Source organism: Flavobacterium gillisiae, from assembly GCF_900107635.1.
GTDB lineage: Bacteria > Bacteroidota > Bacteroidia > Flavobacteriales > Flavobacteriaceae > Flavobacterium > Flavobacterium gillisiae.
The window spans coordinates 92,027-108,555 of sequence record NZ_FNRD01000005.1; the positions used below are offsets into that span (position 1 = coordinate 92,027).

At 35.5% G+C, this 16,529-nt stretch carries 19 protein-coding genes; 7 read left to right on the forward strand and 12 right to left on the reverse strand.

The window, feature by feature from the left end; all coding sequences use genetic code 11:
* Positions 1-87: 87 nt before the first annotated feature.
* The 4 genes from BLV35_RS08515 to BLV35_RS08530 form a co-directional block, all read right to left on the reverse strand.
* The gene (locus BLV35_RS08515; protein WP_091087961.1) at positions 88-486 is read right to left on the reverse strand and encodes a hypothetical protein; all 399 of its coding nucleotides are present in this window, start codon (positions 484-486) and stop codon (positions 88-90) included.
* Between the two features lie 9 nt (positions 487-495).
* On the reverse strand, positions 496-825 hold the full coding sequence (locus tag BLV35_RS08520) for a TfoX/Sxy family protein (RefSeq protein ID WP_091087964.1): 330 nt from the start codon (positions 823-825) through the stop codon (positions 496-498).
* Between the two features lie 11 nt (positions 826-836).
* On the reverse strand, positions 837-1,772 hold the full coding sequence (locus BLV35_RS08525) for an alpha/beta fold hydrolase (protein WP_091087968.1): 936 nt from the start codon (positions 1,770-1,772) through the stop codon (positions 837-839).
* Positions 1,773-1,842: 70 nt separating this feature from the next.
* The gene (locus BLV35_RS08530) at positions 1,843-2,406 is read right to left on the reverse strand and encodes a TetR/AcrR family transcriptional regulator (RefSeq protein WP_091087972.1); all 564 of its coding nucleotides are present in this window, start codon (positions 2,404-2,406) and stop codon (positions 1,843-1,845) included.
* Positions 2,407-2,649: 243 nt separating this feature from the next.
* Between BLV35_RS08530 and BLV35_RS08535 the strand changes: the two genes are divergently transcribed.
* The 4 genes from BLV35_RS08535 to BLV35_RS08550 all read left to right on the forward strand — a co-directional run bounded on the left by BLV35_RS08535 (position 2,650) and on the right by BLV35_RS08550 (position 6,925).
* Positions 2,650-3,111, forward strand: a complete 462-nt coding sequence (locus tag BLV35_RS08535) for a (2Fe-2S)-binding protein (RefSeq protein WP_091087976.1) — start codon at positions 2,650-2,652, stop codon at positions 3,109-3,111.
* Positions 3,111-5,294, forward strand: coding sequence for a xanthine dehydrogenase family protein molybdopterin-binding subunit (locus tag BLV35_RS08540; protein WP_091087980.1), 2,184 nt, complete (start codon positions 3,111-3,113; stop codon positions 5,292-5,294). Before BLV35_RS08535 ends, BLV35_RS08540 begins: the two co-directional genes overlap by 1 nt.
* 238 nt (positions 5,295-5,532) lie before the next feature.
* Entirely contained in the window at positions 5,533-6,294 is a 762-nt protein-coding gene (gene xdhC, locus BLV35_RS08545) for a xanthine dehydrogenase accessory protein XdhC (protein WP_091087982.1), read from the forward strand.
* Positions 6,284-6,925 (forward strand): nucleotidyltransferase family protein, encoded by a 642-nt coding sequence (locus tag BLV35_RS08550; RefSeq protein WP_091087985.1) that lies wholly within the window; start codon positions 6,284-6,286, stop codon positions 6,923-6,925. The genes xdhC and BLV35_RS08550 overlap by 11 nt, the downstream gene beginning before the upstream one ends.
* Before the next feature lie 96 nt (positions 6,926-7,021).
* Here the strand turns inward: BLV35_RS08550 and BLV35_RS08555 are convergent, their stop codons facing one another.
* Complete coding sequence (locus BLV35_RS08555; RefSeq protein ID WP_091087988.1) at positions 7,022-7,528, reverse strand: hypothetical protein; 507 nt, start codon at positions 7,526-7,528, stop codon at positions 7,022-7,024.
* Between the two features lie 73 nt (positions 7,529-7,601).
* Positions 7,602-8,015 (reverse strand): c-type cytochrome, encoded by a 414-nt coding sequence (locus BLV35_RS08560; protein WP_091087992.1) that lies wholly within the window; start codon positions 8,013-8,015, stop codon positions 7,602-7,604.
* Positions 8,016-8,256: 241 nt separating this feature from the next.
* Between BLV35_RS08560 and BLV35_RS19730 the strand changes: the two genes are divergently transcribed.
* Positions 8,257-8,619 carry a DUF6922 domain-containing protein gene (locus BLV35_RS19730; RefSeq protein ID WP_394331043.1) on the forward strand — a complete coding sequence of 121 codons (363 nt, stop codon included), beginning with the start codon at positions 8,257-8,259 and terminating at the stop codon, positions 8,617-8,619.
* A gap of 60 nt (positions 8,620-8,679) precedes the next feature.
* On the opposite strand, the gene BLV35_RS08570 is transcribed toward BLV35_RS19730, so the two are convergent.
* From BLV35_RS08570 to BLV35_RS08580, 3 genes are all read right to left on the reverse strand, one after another.
* Positions 8,680-9,492, reverse strand: coding sequence for an SDR family oxidoreductase (locus BLV35_RS08570; protein WP_091087998.1), 813 nt, complete (start codon positions 9,490-9,492; stop codon positions 8,680-8,682).
* A gap of 179 nt (positions 9,493-9,671) precedes the next feature.
* Entirely contained in the window at positions 9,672-10,586 is a 915-nt protein-coding gene (locus BLV35_RS08575) for a helix-turn-helix domain-containing protein (RefSeq protein ID WP_091088001.1), read from the reverse strand.
* 15 nt (positions 10,587-10,601) lie between these two features.
* The gene (locus BLV35_RS08580) at positions 10,602-11,705 is read right to left on the reverse strand and encodes an MBL fold metallo-hydrolase (RefSeq protein WP_091088539.1); all 1,104 of its coding nucleotides are present in this window, start codon (positions 11,703-11,705) and stop codon (positions 10,602-10,604) included.
* 253 nt (positions 11,706-11,958) lie between these two features.
* Here BLV35_RS08580 and BLV35_RS08585 point away from each other — a divergent pair, with 253 nt between their 5' ends.
* Together BLV35_RS08585 and BLV35_RS08590 are read left to right on the forward strand one after the other, a co-directional pair.
* On the forward strand, positions 11,959-12,522 hold the full coding sequence (locus BLV35_RS08585) for a Crp/Fnr family transcriptional regulator (protein WP_091088005.1): 564 nt from the start codon (positions 11,959-11,961) through the stop codon (positions 12,520-12,522).
* A gap of 67 nt (positions 12,523-12,589) precedes the next feature.
* Positions 12,590-13,201 (forward strand): short chain dehydrogenase, encoded by a 612-nt coding sequence (locus BLV35_RS08590; protein ID WP_091088008.1) that lies wholly within the window; start codon positions 12,590-12,592, stop codon positions 13,199-13,201.
* A gap of 184 nt (positions 13,202-13,385) precedes the next feature.
* Here BLV35_RS08590 and BLV35_RS08595 read toward each other — a convergent pair whose 3' ends face one another.
* From BLV35_RS08595 to budA, 3 genes are read right to left on the reverse strand one after another with little or no spacing between them, the layout of a single operon-like run.
* Entirely contained in the window at positions 13,386-14,330 is a 945-nt protein-coding gene (locus BLV35_RS08595; protein ID WP_091088011.1) for an NADP-dependent oxidoreductase, read from the reverse strand.
* 47 nt (positions 14,331-14,377) lie between these two features.
* Positions 14,378-15,661: a carboxymuconolactone decarboxylase family protein gene (locus BLV35_RS08600; RefSeq protein WP_091088018.1), complete on the reverse strand. Its 1,284-nt coding sequence runs from the start codon at positions 15,659-15,661 to the stop codon at positions 14,378-14,380.
* A gap of 7 nt (positions 15,662-15,668) precedes the next feature.
* Complete coding sequence (budA, locus tag BLV35_RS08605) at positions 15,669-16,508, reverse strand: acetolactate decarboxylase (RefSeq protein ID WP_091088024.1); 840 nt, start codon at positions 16,506-16,508, stop codon at positions 15,669-15,671.
* Positions 16,509-16,529 lie beyond the last annotated feature (21 nt).

Consider the following 16,529-nt stretch of genomic DNA (forward strand, 5'->3'; position numbering starts at 1 on the left):
TAAGAAATGTATTCTACAGTAGGGTTACATCTGAAAATGTAAAAGGAATTTGTAGATTCCTCTGTACCACCATTAAAAACCACTCCTTTAATTTGTTTTGCCTACAATCAATTTTGAAAACGGAATTCCCGTGACTTGTACGCTTCCCACTATGAAAACTATTGCTAATACTAAATCCATTCCAGTAGTGTATAGCATTGCTTGTGGAACTTCGCCAACCGTTGTAGCATAGGATACTAGAAACACGTTAAATAAACGTACTAAACCATTCCAAAGGATTATGGACGCTCGTGTGTTTATATCCTGTAGTGACCAAATAAGTGATGCTCCAGCAAAGATTATAAATGCTCCTGCTATCGAGTTGGTTATTAAAGCTTCGCCTGTTTTGCTGGAAATAGCTTGTGCAATCATCATAATACCAATTGGAAAGTTTAAAATACTTGTGATAAGGACGAATTTTTTAAATATGTTGTTTGAATTTTTCATTTTTTGAATTTATTTTATTTTATTTTTTTGAATTTGTAATGATGCTTCAGCCCAAAGAATAATTTGACTAGAGTTTTCCAGGATTTCGATAGGAACTTCATAAAAAGAAGCCACCACACTGTTGTTTTTAAAAAGTTTCAGGGTTTCAGAACCTGCCGCTAAATAGTGCTCTTTATTGGTATCATCAACTTTAAAATACAGTGCTTCTTTCGAAACTATCCCGAATATCAACTCGTCGGCATAGAGACCTACACAACCAAACATTCGTTTTGTGTGCACCGTTTTCCAATTTGACAATTGGTCCAGTATAAAATCTAAATAATCAGTTGATGCTGCCATTTTGAATTTAATTATATATTTTTCAGAATTCTTCTTAAAGATAATACAAAACTCTCCGGACTATCTTCTTGTGTAAAATGACCCGCATCTGGGAGTAATTGTACGGCTGCATCAGGAAAAATCGAATGCCACTTATCTTGAATTTCTTGAGAAGCTACTGCTTCATCTTTTAATCCGAAAATAAATTCAACCGGTTTTTCTTGAAGCGTGCTTAGTTTGCCTTCTAATTCTTCTAACCAATCAGCTGCCAAGGTTATTTGTGCTGGAAAAACAGCGGTTCCTTTTCTAGACTCTTTGGTTGGGAAAGCCATCGCGTACGCATCTGTAACCGCTTTATTACTGCTTGATTTGACATTAATTGAACCTTGTATTAATGTGGTTGCAAAAAAGTTTTCGTCTATAATTTTGGCCTGCATTTCTGGAGTTCTCATGTACATAGAAAAATCCTTCATCTTACCCTCTGCTTTCCAAGCCCAAGTATTGCTTATTACAATTCCCAAAACTTTGTCAGGGTTATTGGTAGCAACAGCTAATCCTGTTGGTCCTCCCCAATCTTGAACAACTATGATAAATTTATCTAGTTTTAAATGCTCAAAAAGTAGCGCACTAATCCATTCTACATGTTCTTGTGGTGTAAAACCATAATTCTCGGGAGTGTCTGAAAATCCAAATCCGGGCAAATCATAAGCGATTATTCTAGCTTCACCCGAAAGTTCTTTGATTATATTTCGATTCAAAAAAGACCAATCGGGGTTTCCGTGAGTTAATACAATGGAAATTCCTTCGCCTTCATCTATATAATGCATGGATGTTCCCTCTTTTTCGAACCAATTGCTCCTAAAAGGATACTCCGTTTTATCCACAATAAAAGGTCTTTGCTTTTTGTTGTTACTATCTTTATTGAAAATTACGGGATCAGGTATTTGCATGTTTATTTCGTTTTCCATTTTTATTACAATTATTATTTTAGTATGTTTGTTTTCTAATCATTTGATTAGTTATGATTCAAAAAAAGGCTTATATGTTTGTAAATGTCATTTCTATATAGTCCTCGATGACATTTTGCTCTTGTACTTTAGTTGCTAAACCCAAACCGCCAATCGCCAAAACAAGATAGTTCACTTGTTTTTTTATAGTTTCAGTATCTTTTGTAGAAGCGAATTCTAGGTTCTTTTTAAATAAAGCTCTTAAGTGTTGTTCGTAGTTGGAAATTAGAGAACCGACTTGTTCGTCCATTTCTAAACCAAATTCAGACATAGTGTTGACCATTAAACAACCTCTTTTGGTGTTGTCAAGATTTGTAAAAGCAGCAAATGCGTAAAAGAAGTTTTTAATATTTTCAATTCCATTTGAACTGTCTTCAAAGGTTTTCAATAACTGGTGCAACTTAGTTTTATACATTTTTAAGCTTTCTAAAAAAACAGCTTGCTTGTTACCAAAACTAGCATTTATAGAAAATTGATTGATTCCCATTTCTTTAGACAACATTCGTAATGAGGTGCTATTATATCCGCTTTTCCAGAATAAATCCATCGCACGTTCTAGTACTTCTACTTCATTATATTTTTTGTCTCTAGGCATAAAACTAAATTAGATGACAAAACTAATCAATTGATTAGAAAGGAAAGTAAGTTTTAACAAATACTTTTAAAATTTAATCACAAATGAATTAGTTATAATTTGTGGTTATGTGATTATTTATATAAAAAGATCTTTGAAAAGTACTTTATGATAAATTACTCTTAAAATAAGGTAAAATACCTTCATAAAAGAATTCAAAAAAGGATTAAATTGTACCTTTCTTAAAATTTAAATGAATTTGGTATGATCACATTAGTAGTTAACAAAAAGAAACACAATCTAGATGCGTCTCCAGACATGCCTCTCTTATGGGCATTACGCGATACGTTAGGACTTACAGGAACTAAATATGGCTGTGGCGTTGGCGCCTGCGGTGCTTGTAAAATCTTAGTCAATGACGAAGTTACCTACTCTTGTTTGACACCAGTTTCGGCTGCCGTTGGCAAAGAAATAACCACGGTCGAAGGGGCTACGCCTAACTTACAATTACTCCAAATAGCATGGATTGAATTTAATGTCCCACAGTGCGGATTTTGTCAACCAGGTCAATTAATTGCTGCTACTTCCTTATTAAATTCCAATAGCAACCCTACAGACGAAGAAATCGATGACGCCATGAGTGGAAATATTTGCCGTTGCGGAACCTACCAACGCATCAAAAAAGCCATTCATCATACGGTTGAACTTAAAAAACAACAAAAATAATGAGCGATATTCAAAACATAAGCAGGAGATCATTTATCAAAAATATAGGATTAACTTCAGGCGCATTGATCATTGGATCTCATTTGTCTTTGTTTGCCAATGAAACAGAATCCGTTTTGGCTGGTGCTTTTCAACCCAATTTATTTGTCGAATTAAAACCCGACGGTAGTTTGACTTTAATCGCTTCTCGTTCTGAAATGGGAAATGGCGTTCGAACCTCTCTAACCTCTGTCATTGCAGACGAAATGGAAGCCGATTGGAATAGAGTGAGCGTTGAGCAAGCTATTGGACATAAAAAATACGGCGACCAAAATACTGATGGGTCTCGTTCTGTACGTTATTTATACGAAACCATGCGAAAAATGGGAGCGACGACTCGCATGATTTTGATCTCGGCAGCCGCTCAAAAATGGAAGGTTCTTGAATCTGAATGTCATGCCGAAAATCATTTTATAGTACATAAAAACGGTAAAAAAATAGGCTTCGGAGATTTGGTCGAAATAGCCAAAACAATCGAAGCACCAAAAGATATTATTCTAAAAGATCCAAAAGACTTTAAATACATTGGTAAAAACCTAAAAAGTATTGATGTCGAAAAATACGTAACAGGAAGCGCCATTTTTGGACTCGATTTCCGTTTGCCAAATATGAAATTTGCTGCCATTGCAAGATGTCCCGTAACTTTTGGAACGGTAAAGTCCTTTGACAAAACTGAAGCCATGAAAATTCCGGGTGTCGAAGCTGTTTTTGAAATTGAGCGCATCGAGACTCCTTTTGGTGCATTGGGCGGAGTTGCCGTCGTTGCCTCCAATACTTGGGCAGCTTTCAAAGGAAAAGAAGCTTTGATTATCGAATGGGATAACGGTAAAAACGGCAGTTATGATTCGGTTAAATACATGGAAATGTTAACCGAAAACGTCCACAAACCTGGTGTAGTGAGTAAAACCAGAGGTAATATAGAAGCCGCTTTTTCCGCTTCCGCGAAAGTGATCGAGAGTACCTACCAATTGCCGCATTTGTCACACGCACCCATGGAAGTGCCTAACACTGTGGCTTGGGTCAAGGAAAACAGTTGCGAAGTATGGTGCCCAACACAAAACCCACAAGCAGCACATGAAGAAGTAAAAAACTATTTGGGATTTGACGATGAAAAAGTTATCATCAACGTCACCTTACTAGGCGGTGGTTTTGGCCGAAAATCAAAACCTGATTATGTGGTTGAAGCAGCTATAATATCCAAAGCCATAAAAGCACCCGTTCAAGTAGTTTGGACACGTGAAGATGAAACGCAACACGGTTATTATCACACCGTAAGTGCACAATATATGAAAGCATCTCTGGACGAAAAAGGAAATGTAACCGGATGGTTGCATCGTTTTGCTTTTCCACCTATCAAATCAACTTTTGATCCTACGGCAGATTATCCAAATGGTTGGGAAATCACCTCGGCTTCTGAAGTTCCTTTCGACATTAAAAATTTTCAAATCGAAGTAGGTCAAGCGCCTGCCATGGTGCGAATTGGATGGTTGCGCTCTGTAATTAACATTCCGCACGGATTTTCGATCAATGTTTTCACAGATGAATTGGCACATGCCGCAAACCAAGATCCTTTGGCTTTTAATTTAAAATTACTAGGTGAAGACAGCACTCCAGAAGACAATAAAAGCAATAAATTCAGTGCTACTCGATTGAAGAATGTATTGAAAAAAGCAGCAGGAAATGCGGGTTGGGGCAAGCCTCTTCCAGAAGGGCACGCGCAAGGTTTGGCCGTTCATTATAGTTTCATGTCCTATGTAGCCTCTGTAGTCGAAGTTTCTATGGTAGAGGGTATCGTGAAAATTCACAAAATTAATACCGTGATTGATTGCGGAATAGTGGTCAACAAAAATACAGTTATTGCACAAATGGAAGGTGCTGCTATTTTTGGTATGTCACTCGCTTTTTACGGAAAAATAACCGCCAAAGACGGTGCGATTGAGCAAAGTAATTTTGGTGATTATCGAATGGTTCGAATGAATGAAGCACCTAAAATTGAAGTAGAAATCGTAGAAAGTACCGCTCCACCAACAGGAGTGGGAGAACCGGGTGTGCCTGTGATTGCTCCTGCTATTGTAAATGCTATTTTTAAATTGACTGGTAAACGCTACCGCAATTTACCGCTGAGTGATTATGAATTGGTTTAGATTCTTAAACCTTTTTATTAATTAGTTGTCCAAAACCTAAGCAAAACCGAACACTATTGGCTATTTTACAGCTATTTAGCTATGTATTATTTTTCAATTTTAAAGAAATAACAGTACTTAGTTATTGAAATTAAGACTTTGAAATTATAAACCATTAAGAAATTTAGAGAATTAAGGCTTATTGAATCTTAATTTCTTAATGGTTTAAAAAAAACATTTTATACCAAACAAGATTTAAATGAATAATTGGCTTGCCTTATTACAAGATTTTAAAACCAAGAATACTCCGGTAGCTTTGGTAACAGTAACTCATATTTTGGGTTCAGCACCTTGTAGATTAGGTGCAAAGATGATTGTCGTAAACCAAAAAGAATTTTACGGCACTATAGGAGGCGGAAAACTGGAATTTCAAATTATTGATGAAGCAGTTACGGCCATACAAGAGAACAAAACAAAATATTTTAGTTATACTTTAGGCCCCGAATTTGAGCAATGTTGCGGCGGAAAAGTAGCCTTATTAATTGAACCTATGAATCAATCTCCTCAGTTGCATTTGTTTGGCGCAGGCCACATTGGCATTGCTCTTTGTGATATTATGAAAGACACCCCTTTTGGAATTCAGCTGTATGATACTAGAGAAAACTGGCAAGAAACCATTGCCATTGATTCTACAATAGCATACCACAATGAACCGTTTGACTTATACAAACAAACGGTGGGCTGGGGCGATAATTGCTATGCCGTAATTATGACCCACGACCACAAATTGGATTTTGAAATAACTGCATTGGCTTTGGCTTGCCAAACAAAATACATTGGTTTGATTGGCAGCAAGACCAAGAAAAATAGATTCAATGCTATGCTTATAAAAGAATTGGGAATGGCAGAAGGAATTACGCCAGTACATTGCCCAATTGGACTAGACTTGGGGGGAAATACCCCCAAAGAAATTGCTATCAGCATTGCCTCTGAATTACTGAAAGTTTATTATGGAAAATAAAACTGCTTTTGTACTGTTGGCAGGAGGAAAATCCGAAAGAATGGGTTTCCCCAAAGGATTATTGCTGTATAATAAAACGTTTTGGATTTTAGAACAGCTCAATAGAATCGCAAATTCATCTATTACAACAGTTTATATTGGCCTAGGTCATTATCACGAAAATTATTTTACCGCAGTTCCCTGGTTTAAAGACGCGCAAAACCGTTTTGTAAAATACAATGATTTAAAAGTCAAAGTTATTGTAAACACCACAGCCAAAAAGGGATCTTTTTCGACTTTACAAGCCGTTTTGGCACAAATTCCCGAAAATCAAACTGTTTTAATTCAGCCGATTGATGTTCCTATTTTGAATACCGGAGAGTTAGAACAAATAATTAGGACTACCAATATGATTGTGCAACCGCAATTCGAAGGAAAAAATGGGCATCCCATTCAGTTATCAGCTATGTTTTGGAATCCGTTGTTGCAATTAAATACAGCAAACGAAAATTCTAGATTGGATTTTCAAATCAAAAAAAAGAATCCTGAACAGTGTACCGTAGTTGCTGTTCAGGATTCTTCTGTAATTGGTAATCTCAATACGCCTTCAGATTGGGAAAATTATACTCAAAATGCTAAAATTGTGGTCTAAGATATCACTTTTTTGGATATCCAGAAACTGATACGATCCCATATTTAAATGCAATCAAGCGCCCAAACCTTCTGCAACGGCTCTTAACAATAGTTTTTATTTAATATCCTGCATTTTAGTAAACAACATAACCTTTTCATTTTGCACTAATTTCAAGAATCTTCCTGTCACTTCTTTACTTTCTCCAATTTGTTTATCCTCAACAATATATTTCCATTCTCCCTTTTCAAAAGTGTATGTATAACCACCCATTGAACCTTGTTTTTCAATTTCACCATTTGACAAAATCAAATCTGGATTGTTACTTTCGTTTTTAGGCTTGTTCCAAGTTGAATATCTTACCTCTTGATTATTCATTATATCTATTCTAACTATAAATTTTTCATTTTGACAATGAATTACATTTTTACTTACATTTAATTCTGCATCATATTTTTGATCTACAGTTTTATTTTCTTTCGCAGAAACTTCTTTTTCTCTTTTTTCTAACGCTACTTCTTTTATCGAAAGTTCATCTTCCTTTGCTAATGCATCCGTTTTTTTTCCTGAATTATTACAAGATAAAAGTAAAAGTGTTGTAATTGCTAATATAAATTTTTTCATTTTTTTTCTAATTTTAATGCTTTTGACTCAAAATTATTGCTAACGATTTAAGTGTTAGCGACTTTTTTCGTTCTTATCTTAATTTTTTTACCATTTCTGGTGTTACCACCGATTTGTTGTTTCCCCAATTCCCATACACATACGTAAGAACATCTGCGACTTGTTGATCTGTCAGTTCTTGTTTTGGCATTGGCGTAGTATATTTTTTCCCGTTGACTGTAATGGGACCATTCGAACCATTCAAAATCTGTTCGATAGCTCTGTTAACATCTGCGTTCAAGTAATCAGACTTTGCTAATGGCGGAAAAGCACCCGAAATTCCGGCACCATTCATTTGATGACATGACATACATACTTTGTTGTAAACCAATTTCCCTTTACTAACTTGTTGCTCTGGACTGCTTTTTATAGTTAAGTACTCGACTGGAGTATTGAAACTGAACAACATAAAGGTGAGAACTGAGATTCCTAAAATATATTTTTTCATAATTTAACTGGATTAGAATGGTTGATTTTAATTTAAAACAGAGGTTTCAAAAACTAAGCCATTGTTTAAAAAGAGAACTGACTAGGTAATTTTCATTTATCGAAAGGTAATATTAAGTAGATAAACGGAGTTGAAAGGCAAGGTAATCAAGTCGCCTATAGAAGTAGTTGTGATAAATGTACCTGCTTTGTTTTCTCTGAAATGAGGTAGAAACTGTTGTACTCGCGTTCAATCATAATAAATGTTGCATTTTTTAAATAATCACATTTTTTTAAACTTAGTGCATCAAAATAGCACAAATCAACTAATTTGCATAGTGAACAAATCAGTAGACATAGCATCTATTTTTCCAAAAAACCTATTTTGCGATATGGACTATAATAAACTTAATCTTTCAAGAGACAAGGAAATTATAATCCCTAGAGCTTTGTACGCTACAACTCCAGATACTTTTGAGGAGGATATTAAAAAATCAGAAAATTTATATTCATCCAAAATGATTGTAAAATATCTAAAACAAACGACCGAAAATGTCAGCAACAAAATTTGTTTGTTAGTGGCAAAACGATACAATGTTGAACCATTCGTTCGCTTTTCGTTATAAAAAATAAAAGTAGTTTCTCCAGCAATTAACAAAATCATTTCTCAATTACAAAGCATACCATTACTTTTTATAAAAAACATTTTCAATTCCTTGTCTAAAAGCTTCGTCGCCTACTTCATTTCGTTGTGCATACATTGCTTTTGCATCATTTCCAGCAACATATCTTAAGGTAGATTTTCCATCGGTAGCGGCTTCATAAACCACATCTGCAATTTGGGCTGCAGTCGAATAGTCTTTAGCTCTTTCAGGATCGATAAAAACCGATAAGACTTTGTTCATCTGTTCGTTATAAGCTTCGTGTTGTGTCATCACCAAGGAACGACCAGCAAAATCGGTAGCAATTCCGCCGGGTGAAACCGTTTTTACCGTTATTCCAAATTCTTTAAGTTCAAAAGCTAAACTTTCGCTAAATCCTTCCAAAGCCCATTTTGTAGCGTGATACACGGAGTTGAAAGGCAAGGTAATCAGGCCACCAATAGAAGTAGTTGTGATAAATGTACCTGCTTTGTTTTCTCTAAAATGAGGTAGAAACTGTTGCGTAACACGCATTACACCTAAAAGATTCGTATTAATTTGATTGGTTAACTGCTCATCAGACGCTCCTTCAAATGGACCGGCTAATCCGTAACCTGCATTATTAAAAACCACATCTATTTTCGAAATAGATAGTGCTTTTTGAACCGTTTCTTGTACTTGCGCAACATTAGTAACGTCCATTGACAGTAAGGTTATATTCGCTATGGCTGCTAGTTCTGTTTCATTCTCCGGTTTACGCATGGTAGCTAGTACATTCCAACCGTTTTTTGCAAAAAGCAAAGCCGTAGCTTTTCCTAAACCTGATGAAGCTCCTGTGATAAAAATTGTTTTACTCATAATCGTTTTGTTTTATTTGTTATTGTTTAACAGCTGTTTTTAATCAATACTAGCTCCTACTTATGCCCGATTGTCAGAGGCAAAAGCAACTATTATTGTAGATAAAAAAAGCGGAATATTAAATTTTAAGAAGATTATTATCCTCTATTTCTGTTTTAATTTTGAAGATAAAAGACTTTCTAATTCAAACTTTGTCTGAATTCATTTGGACTCATTGCCGTTTTCTTTTTGAACATTTTACTAAAGTACTGCGGATATTCGAATCCCAAACCATAAGCGATTTCACTGGCACTCTCATTGGAATTCAGTAATTGATTTTTGGCTTTTTCGATTATAAATTGATGAATATGGTCTTGTGTACTTTGGCCTGTTTCTTTTCGCAACAAATCACTCAAATATTTGGGAGACATATTCATGGCTTCACCGCAATATTGGACTGTTGGAATCCCTAATTCGATTTGTTTATTGGCTTTGTAATATTCCTTTATTACTTGCTCAAATTGACTCACAAAATCTTGATTCAGATTGGTTCGCGTAAAGAACTGACGATCATAAAATCGAACGCAGTAATTGAGTAATAATTCTAGGTTCGAAATGATTAGCGTTTGACTGTGTGCATCGATATTACTGTTGTATTCACGTTCGATTTTTTCAGCAATTTCAGTTACTGTTTTTCTTTCTTCGTCCGAAAGATGCAGCGCTTCATTAGACGAATATCCAAAAAAGGAATACTGCTCAATCTTCTTTCCTAATTCTGATTTTCGAATTAAATCAGGGTGAAAGACGATGCTCCAACCAGTATCTTCACGATTTACATTTTGTTTTTCGACTTCTAAAACTTGATTTGGTGCCATAAAAACCATTGAACCTTCTTGGTAATCATAGGAGTTTCTGCCGTAATTGGTGATGGTAAAAGGGCAATTGTCTTTCAGACTAATTTGGTACAAGCCAACAGAATATTTGAATTTTTCAATTTCTAAATCTTTCAACTCTTTGGCCAAACGAACTACCGAAACCAATGGATGCTTTGGCTTTGGCATACCAAAAAAAGCATGTAATTCTGAAATGGTGTTTATGGTGATGATCTCTTTCATGTCTTTCGAATTAAATTATAAATTTTGCCACCAATCACTGTACGAACTATTTCCTTGAATCAAAATCTCCTGTCCGATTTTTGGTGTGATTACTTCTAGGTTTAATTGCGTTGCTTTGGCTTGCACGCGCTTTATGGGATCTGTCCAATCGTGCAATGCTAATTTGAAACCTGCCCAATGTATTGGCATAATCTTTTTGGCCTGAACATCCACTCCTGCTTGAGCGGTTTCTTCGGGCATCATGTGTATGTCTGACCATTTATCGTTGTACTGCCCACATTCCATTAGAGCCAAATCAAAAGGGCCGTATTTATCTCCGATTTCTTTGAAATGCGATGCGTAACCACTGTCACCACTAAAATACATACTTTCGTTTTTGGACTGGATTACCCACGAACTCCACAAGGTACTTTGGCCATTGTTTAATTTTCTACCAGAAAAATGTTGCGCTGGCGTACATACCAAAGTTAAGCTATCGAATTGAATTTCTTGCCACCAATCGAGTTCTGATATTCTTGAAGCTGGAATTCCCCAGGCTTTTAGGTGCTCCCCTACTCCTAGCGGTGTATAAAAGTGTTTCGTTTTGTCTTTTATCTTCATTACGGTTTCATAATCTAGATGGTCGTAATGATCATGCGAAAAAATCACGGCGTCAATATGCGGTAGTTTTTCGATAGCTAAAGGCATTTCGGCATTAAAACGGTCCGCTCCCAATAATGGATGTGGTGCCGCGACTTTACCAAACATCGGGTCTAGCAAAATCGTTTTACCTTCTATTTGCAGTAAGAAAGCCGAATGTCCAAACCATACCAATCGTGCTTTGCCTTTGTAATCGGCAACGTCAATCGAATCGATTTTTTGGACTTTCAAATCTTCATTTGGGCGGCCATTTGTTACTTTGGTAGTGAAAAAATAATAAGCTACATCCAACTTTTCCGAAAAGCTAAGTTCTTTTGGAACGGCATTGGTATTATTGAATTTTCCGTTTTTGTACTGTACCGAGTTTTGGTAGACAAGTTGCTGTTCTTTGGATACATCTCCTCCAAAATTGGGATAGAAGTTGGTGAAAGCCAAATAGACAACTACCAAAAGGCTAATTATTACGAGCGTTAGTATCATGATTCTTTTTATAATTCGTTTCAACATTTTGTTCTCAATTATTATAGGACAAAATTAGACGAATTATATCCTGTAGCTGTATACTAATTACTTTTCGTTGTATGCTTATTGCTGAATTGGATGTTTTTTGATTTTTATACTTTTAGTTTAAACCTATTTGAGGACAACTACATAAGGAGCGGTGAATCAAAGCTAAATAATTACCTTGCAAAAAAATTAGCTTTAAATTAAAACAATAAAAACAAGGCTTAAAATGGAAGAGTATCTACAAAAATTTAATCTATTTACCAGTCAAGAAATCACCCACTTCTTAGCTCTTTGTGAATACAGAACGATAAAAAAGAATGATTTTTTCTTGCAACAAGACGAAATTTGCGACAATCTATCTTATGTGGTGTCGGGGATTTTTCGGTCTTTTTATTATTCGAATGCTGACGACCAAATTACCTATTGTTTTACTTTTCAAAATAGTTTACTAATGGCGTACTCGTCGTTTATATCTGGAAACAAATCTCAGGAAAACTTGCAAGCTATTTCCGATTCTGAGATTATTTCGATCCCAAAAAAGAAGTTGGAAGAGTTAGCCAAGTCAAATACCAAATGGTTAGAATTTTTAAGAATCATTGCAGAAAAAGAGTATGTTGATCTTGAGAGTTGGATTTTCAACCATCAAAAAGATAAGGCACAGCAACGTTACTTAGATTTATTGAACAAGCAACCCAAATTAATACAAGAAATACCTTTGCAACACATTGTATCCTACTTAGGAATTACCCAAAGGCATCTAAGCCGAATTAGGGCCAATATCACTTATTAGACAAATGTCCTAGTCCTACTCTTTACGTCCTTCATAAATTTGCATATAATTTTAAAACAAAAAATATATGAAAACGATAATCTTAATTGGAGCAAAAGGAAAAATGGGCCAAGCAGCATTAAGCGGCTTAGGAAAACATAAAGTAATCACTGCAGGACGTTCGGCTGCTGACTACGATTTTCAAGTAGACATCACAAGTGAGGAATCATTAAGAAAGTTATACAAAGAGGTTGGACATTTTGACGCCGTAGTAAATACTGTTGGAGTTTGTGAATATGCTAATTTCACTGAAATGACCGAAGAACAATGGATGACTACCATTATGAGCAAAATGATGGGGCAAATTAATCTTGTACGTATTGGTCAAGAATACATTGCTGATAAAGGTTCGTTCACGCTAATTACAGGGATTTTAAATACAAAACCAATTCCGTTTGCAATTGCAGATGCAACTACAAGTGGCGCAATAGATACGTTTGTTAAATGTGTAGCTTTTGAAATGCCTCGTGGTATTCGTATCAACTCTATAAACCCAACGGTTCTAGAAGAAGCTTGGGATGTATATGGTGAAATGATGCCTGGATTTGAACCTGTTCCTGGTAGATTAGTAGGGAAAGCTTTTGAGCGTTCAGTTGATGGTTTCATCACTGGTCAAGTACTTTTTGTTGATGCTTATTAATCAATTTTCTAAATAATAAATGGCGTTTGATATTTTAATCAAACGCCATTTTATGTTTACTTTCAATTTCAGAATTAATTCAGCTGATTTTTATATTCTAAAGCAATCATACTTTGTACTCTAACTATAATTATAGAGATGCTTTCTATGAATAATACTGTAATTTTCTAATGGACAAGTTTAACTATCCCAAAGTAACTATCACTTTCCCAACAGTTCTTCCTAGTTCTACCTCTCTATGCGCATTTGCCATATCTTCGAAGTCAAAAGTTTTATAGATGGTAGGTTTGATGGTTCCGTTTTCTAACATTGCTTTCAAGGTATTCATGTCATCTGCACTTGAATGAACTAAAATACTAGATGCATTTTTGTTTTCTTTTTCGGCTAAAGCTGTTATCGCTTCCGGTAGTTTCATGCCTACAGTGGTTATTACACTTCCGCCATTTCTTAAAACTTTTACTGAATTTTCTAGTACTTTACCGCCTTGTGTATCTAGAACAAAATCAACATTCGATAGAACTTCTTCAAAGTTTTGTGTGTGATAATCGATCACTTCATCTGCACCAATAGACAGTACGAAATCTTTGTTTTTTGCTGAAGCTGTCGTAATTACATGCGCTCCAAAACTTTTTGCGATTTGAATAGCAAAATGACCTACACCACCAGAACCTGCTTGGATTAAGACTTTGTCGCCTTTGTTTACTTTTCCGGATAAGATTTGTAATGCTGTCAAAGCAGCTAAAGTAGTCGCGGCAGCTTGCTCAAAAGAAACGTTGCTAGGCATTACTGCCAAATGGGCTTCTGGCGCTGCAACATATTCTGCGTAGGCATTACCAACACCAGGGAAATTCACCATCCCGAATACTTTGTCGCCTATTTTTAAATTTGTTACTGCTGCACCCACTTCTGTAACTGTACCTGCAATATCCCAACCTAAAATTATTGGTCGCTCTTTGCCGTACAACATGCTCAACATATCGTCGTTGTATTTAGGTTTTACATCTGCTGGATTTAGCGAAATTGCTTTTACAGCCACTAACACTTCGTTTTCTTTTATCGTTGGTTTTGCTATATCAGCTAGGTACAGATTTTCTGGTCCGCCTGCTTGTTTTAATAATATTGCTTTCATACTATTTTTTAATTTGTTTAAACCTTCTTTTTTATGATGATGTGCTATTACTTCTCATCAACTATTTTACTTGTAATAAGGTCTTCTGGCAATGAAAAGGATTCAATTTTATCACTGAAAAGAATTGGCGCATATAGCGTATTGCCTTGAATACTGATATCTGCTAAACCTTTTGGAAAAGTTCCTATTTTCTTTCTAGTTTCATCATTAACAAAAAACAAATCACTTACGGTACCACCTGTAACCAAATAACCATCTTTAACAACTGCTAATCCATCCAAAGCGCCTAGTTGATAGCTACTTTTAAGCATCGAAAATGTTTTGTCTTTTAGGTTTACTTTATACATACTTCCATATTTATCAGCAGTTAAGGATAAAGATAATTCGGCACCAAAATTGGCAATCACTAAAGAATCACCGTCTACAAAAAGTCCGTTTGGATGCATAATTTCGGGGGTTTGAAACCAAACCACTAGCTTATTATTTTCGAGAGTGAAAATTTTTCCGCTGGCAATATCAGAAACAAAAACTTGTCCCTCTTTTGAAATCGCAACGTCATTTAAAGCCATTGCCTCTTTTGAAGAAATACTTTCTATTAACTTGCCTTTTTTTACATCAATTATATGTAACTCTGTTCCATCACCCACATATAATTTGTCTTGATGAAATGCCAAACCTGCAGGATTATTTAAACCTGTTACCCATTTATAATTATCAACTTTTCCGTCTTTTGTAATTCGACTGATGTATCCTTTTTCGTTTTTATTCACATTAGAAACATACAGCCAATTTTCTGTAGGCGATGCTACAATAGATTCAGGCATAGAAAATCCAGTCAATTCCCAGTTTTTGGTTAATTTATCGGTAGCATTTGTTTTTGCAGTTTCGGTATAATTCACTTCGCTTAATACCTCTTTTAATGCAAATATTCCATTGTTTGCAGCAGGAAAACCAGTGTACAGACTTAACAAAATCATGGTTTCAGAGATCTCGTTAGGTGTTACGCCTACGTTCAAAGCCGCCTTCATGTGCGATTTTAATTGTGATGTTGCATTGGCTTGAGTAGTAAGACTTGCGATGATGAGCAGTTCTTTTGTTTTAAAATCCAAACCTGGTCTGTTGTAAATTTCGCCAAAACCATAACGAATGATGTATTCTGCCATATCTGGTGACACGCTTTTAAATGCCTCTTCTAGACCTTTTGCAGCACCATCTCCATTAACTTCGTTTACAATTTTTACTCCAGTTTTATAGTTGTCTTCTTTTGTTGTTTGTGCTATACTTGCAAAAGAGAAAGACAATGCTAAAACTAAAATGATGTACTTTTTCATAATCTTCTTATTTTCCGTTTTGTTTAGCGGTAGCTTTTGGTGCTGCGCCTTGTTTCAAGTCTTTGTTTCTGAATTTTTTAGTTTTTGGAAGTTGTAGATTCACTTGATTTACTTCCTGAATTTCTATAGAAAGTTTATCAAATTTGATGTCTTCAAGATGTCCACCAAGTTTAATATCGTCTGATAAAAAGTGAAAATGCATTCCTGGAATTACAATGTTCCCTAGATAATCTGGTGTAAATAGCCCTACTAAAGTCCCTTTTAGGTTCTCTCTAGTGTACATGACGCGCGTATCTAAATAGTCAAATAAAGAGACATCTTCATTTTCTACTTTATGAGCCGAAGCCATTTTTAGATACTTAAATTTACCCTTAATTCGATAAGCGTAGAAACTGTTTCTAGACGTAGCATATTTTTGAAGCTCTCTAGTTAAATCTTCATAAGACCCAATATTTTCAACAGTTACCGTCTGTTTTGGCTGAAAATTTATCATCGTCATATTAGGAGATTCTAAATCGTCTGCTGCTTTTGCAATTCCGCCCTCAGCATCAATCGTGTAGACAACTCCGTCTACAGCAACCAATTCTCCCGCCAAATGATTTACAGTTCCAAGACCGATGTTACCCTGTTGTACCATTTGTTGTGGAGTGATATCACCTTCATAGATACTATTTAACAAGGCAACTGTTGGTGCATATTGGTGAATAGTGTTTTCGGTATGTGGTGCCAAACCGTGAGTATGTGAATGCCCGTGTGCTTCTTCCGAAGTTGACATTGTTTCTGTTTTCTTATCATTTCCGCAGCTTGCTAAAAGCACTAGCGAAAATAATAGAATTGCTTTTTTCATAAGAGTAGTTTTTAATTGAAG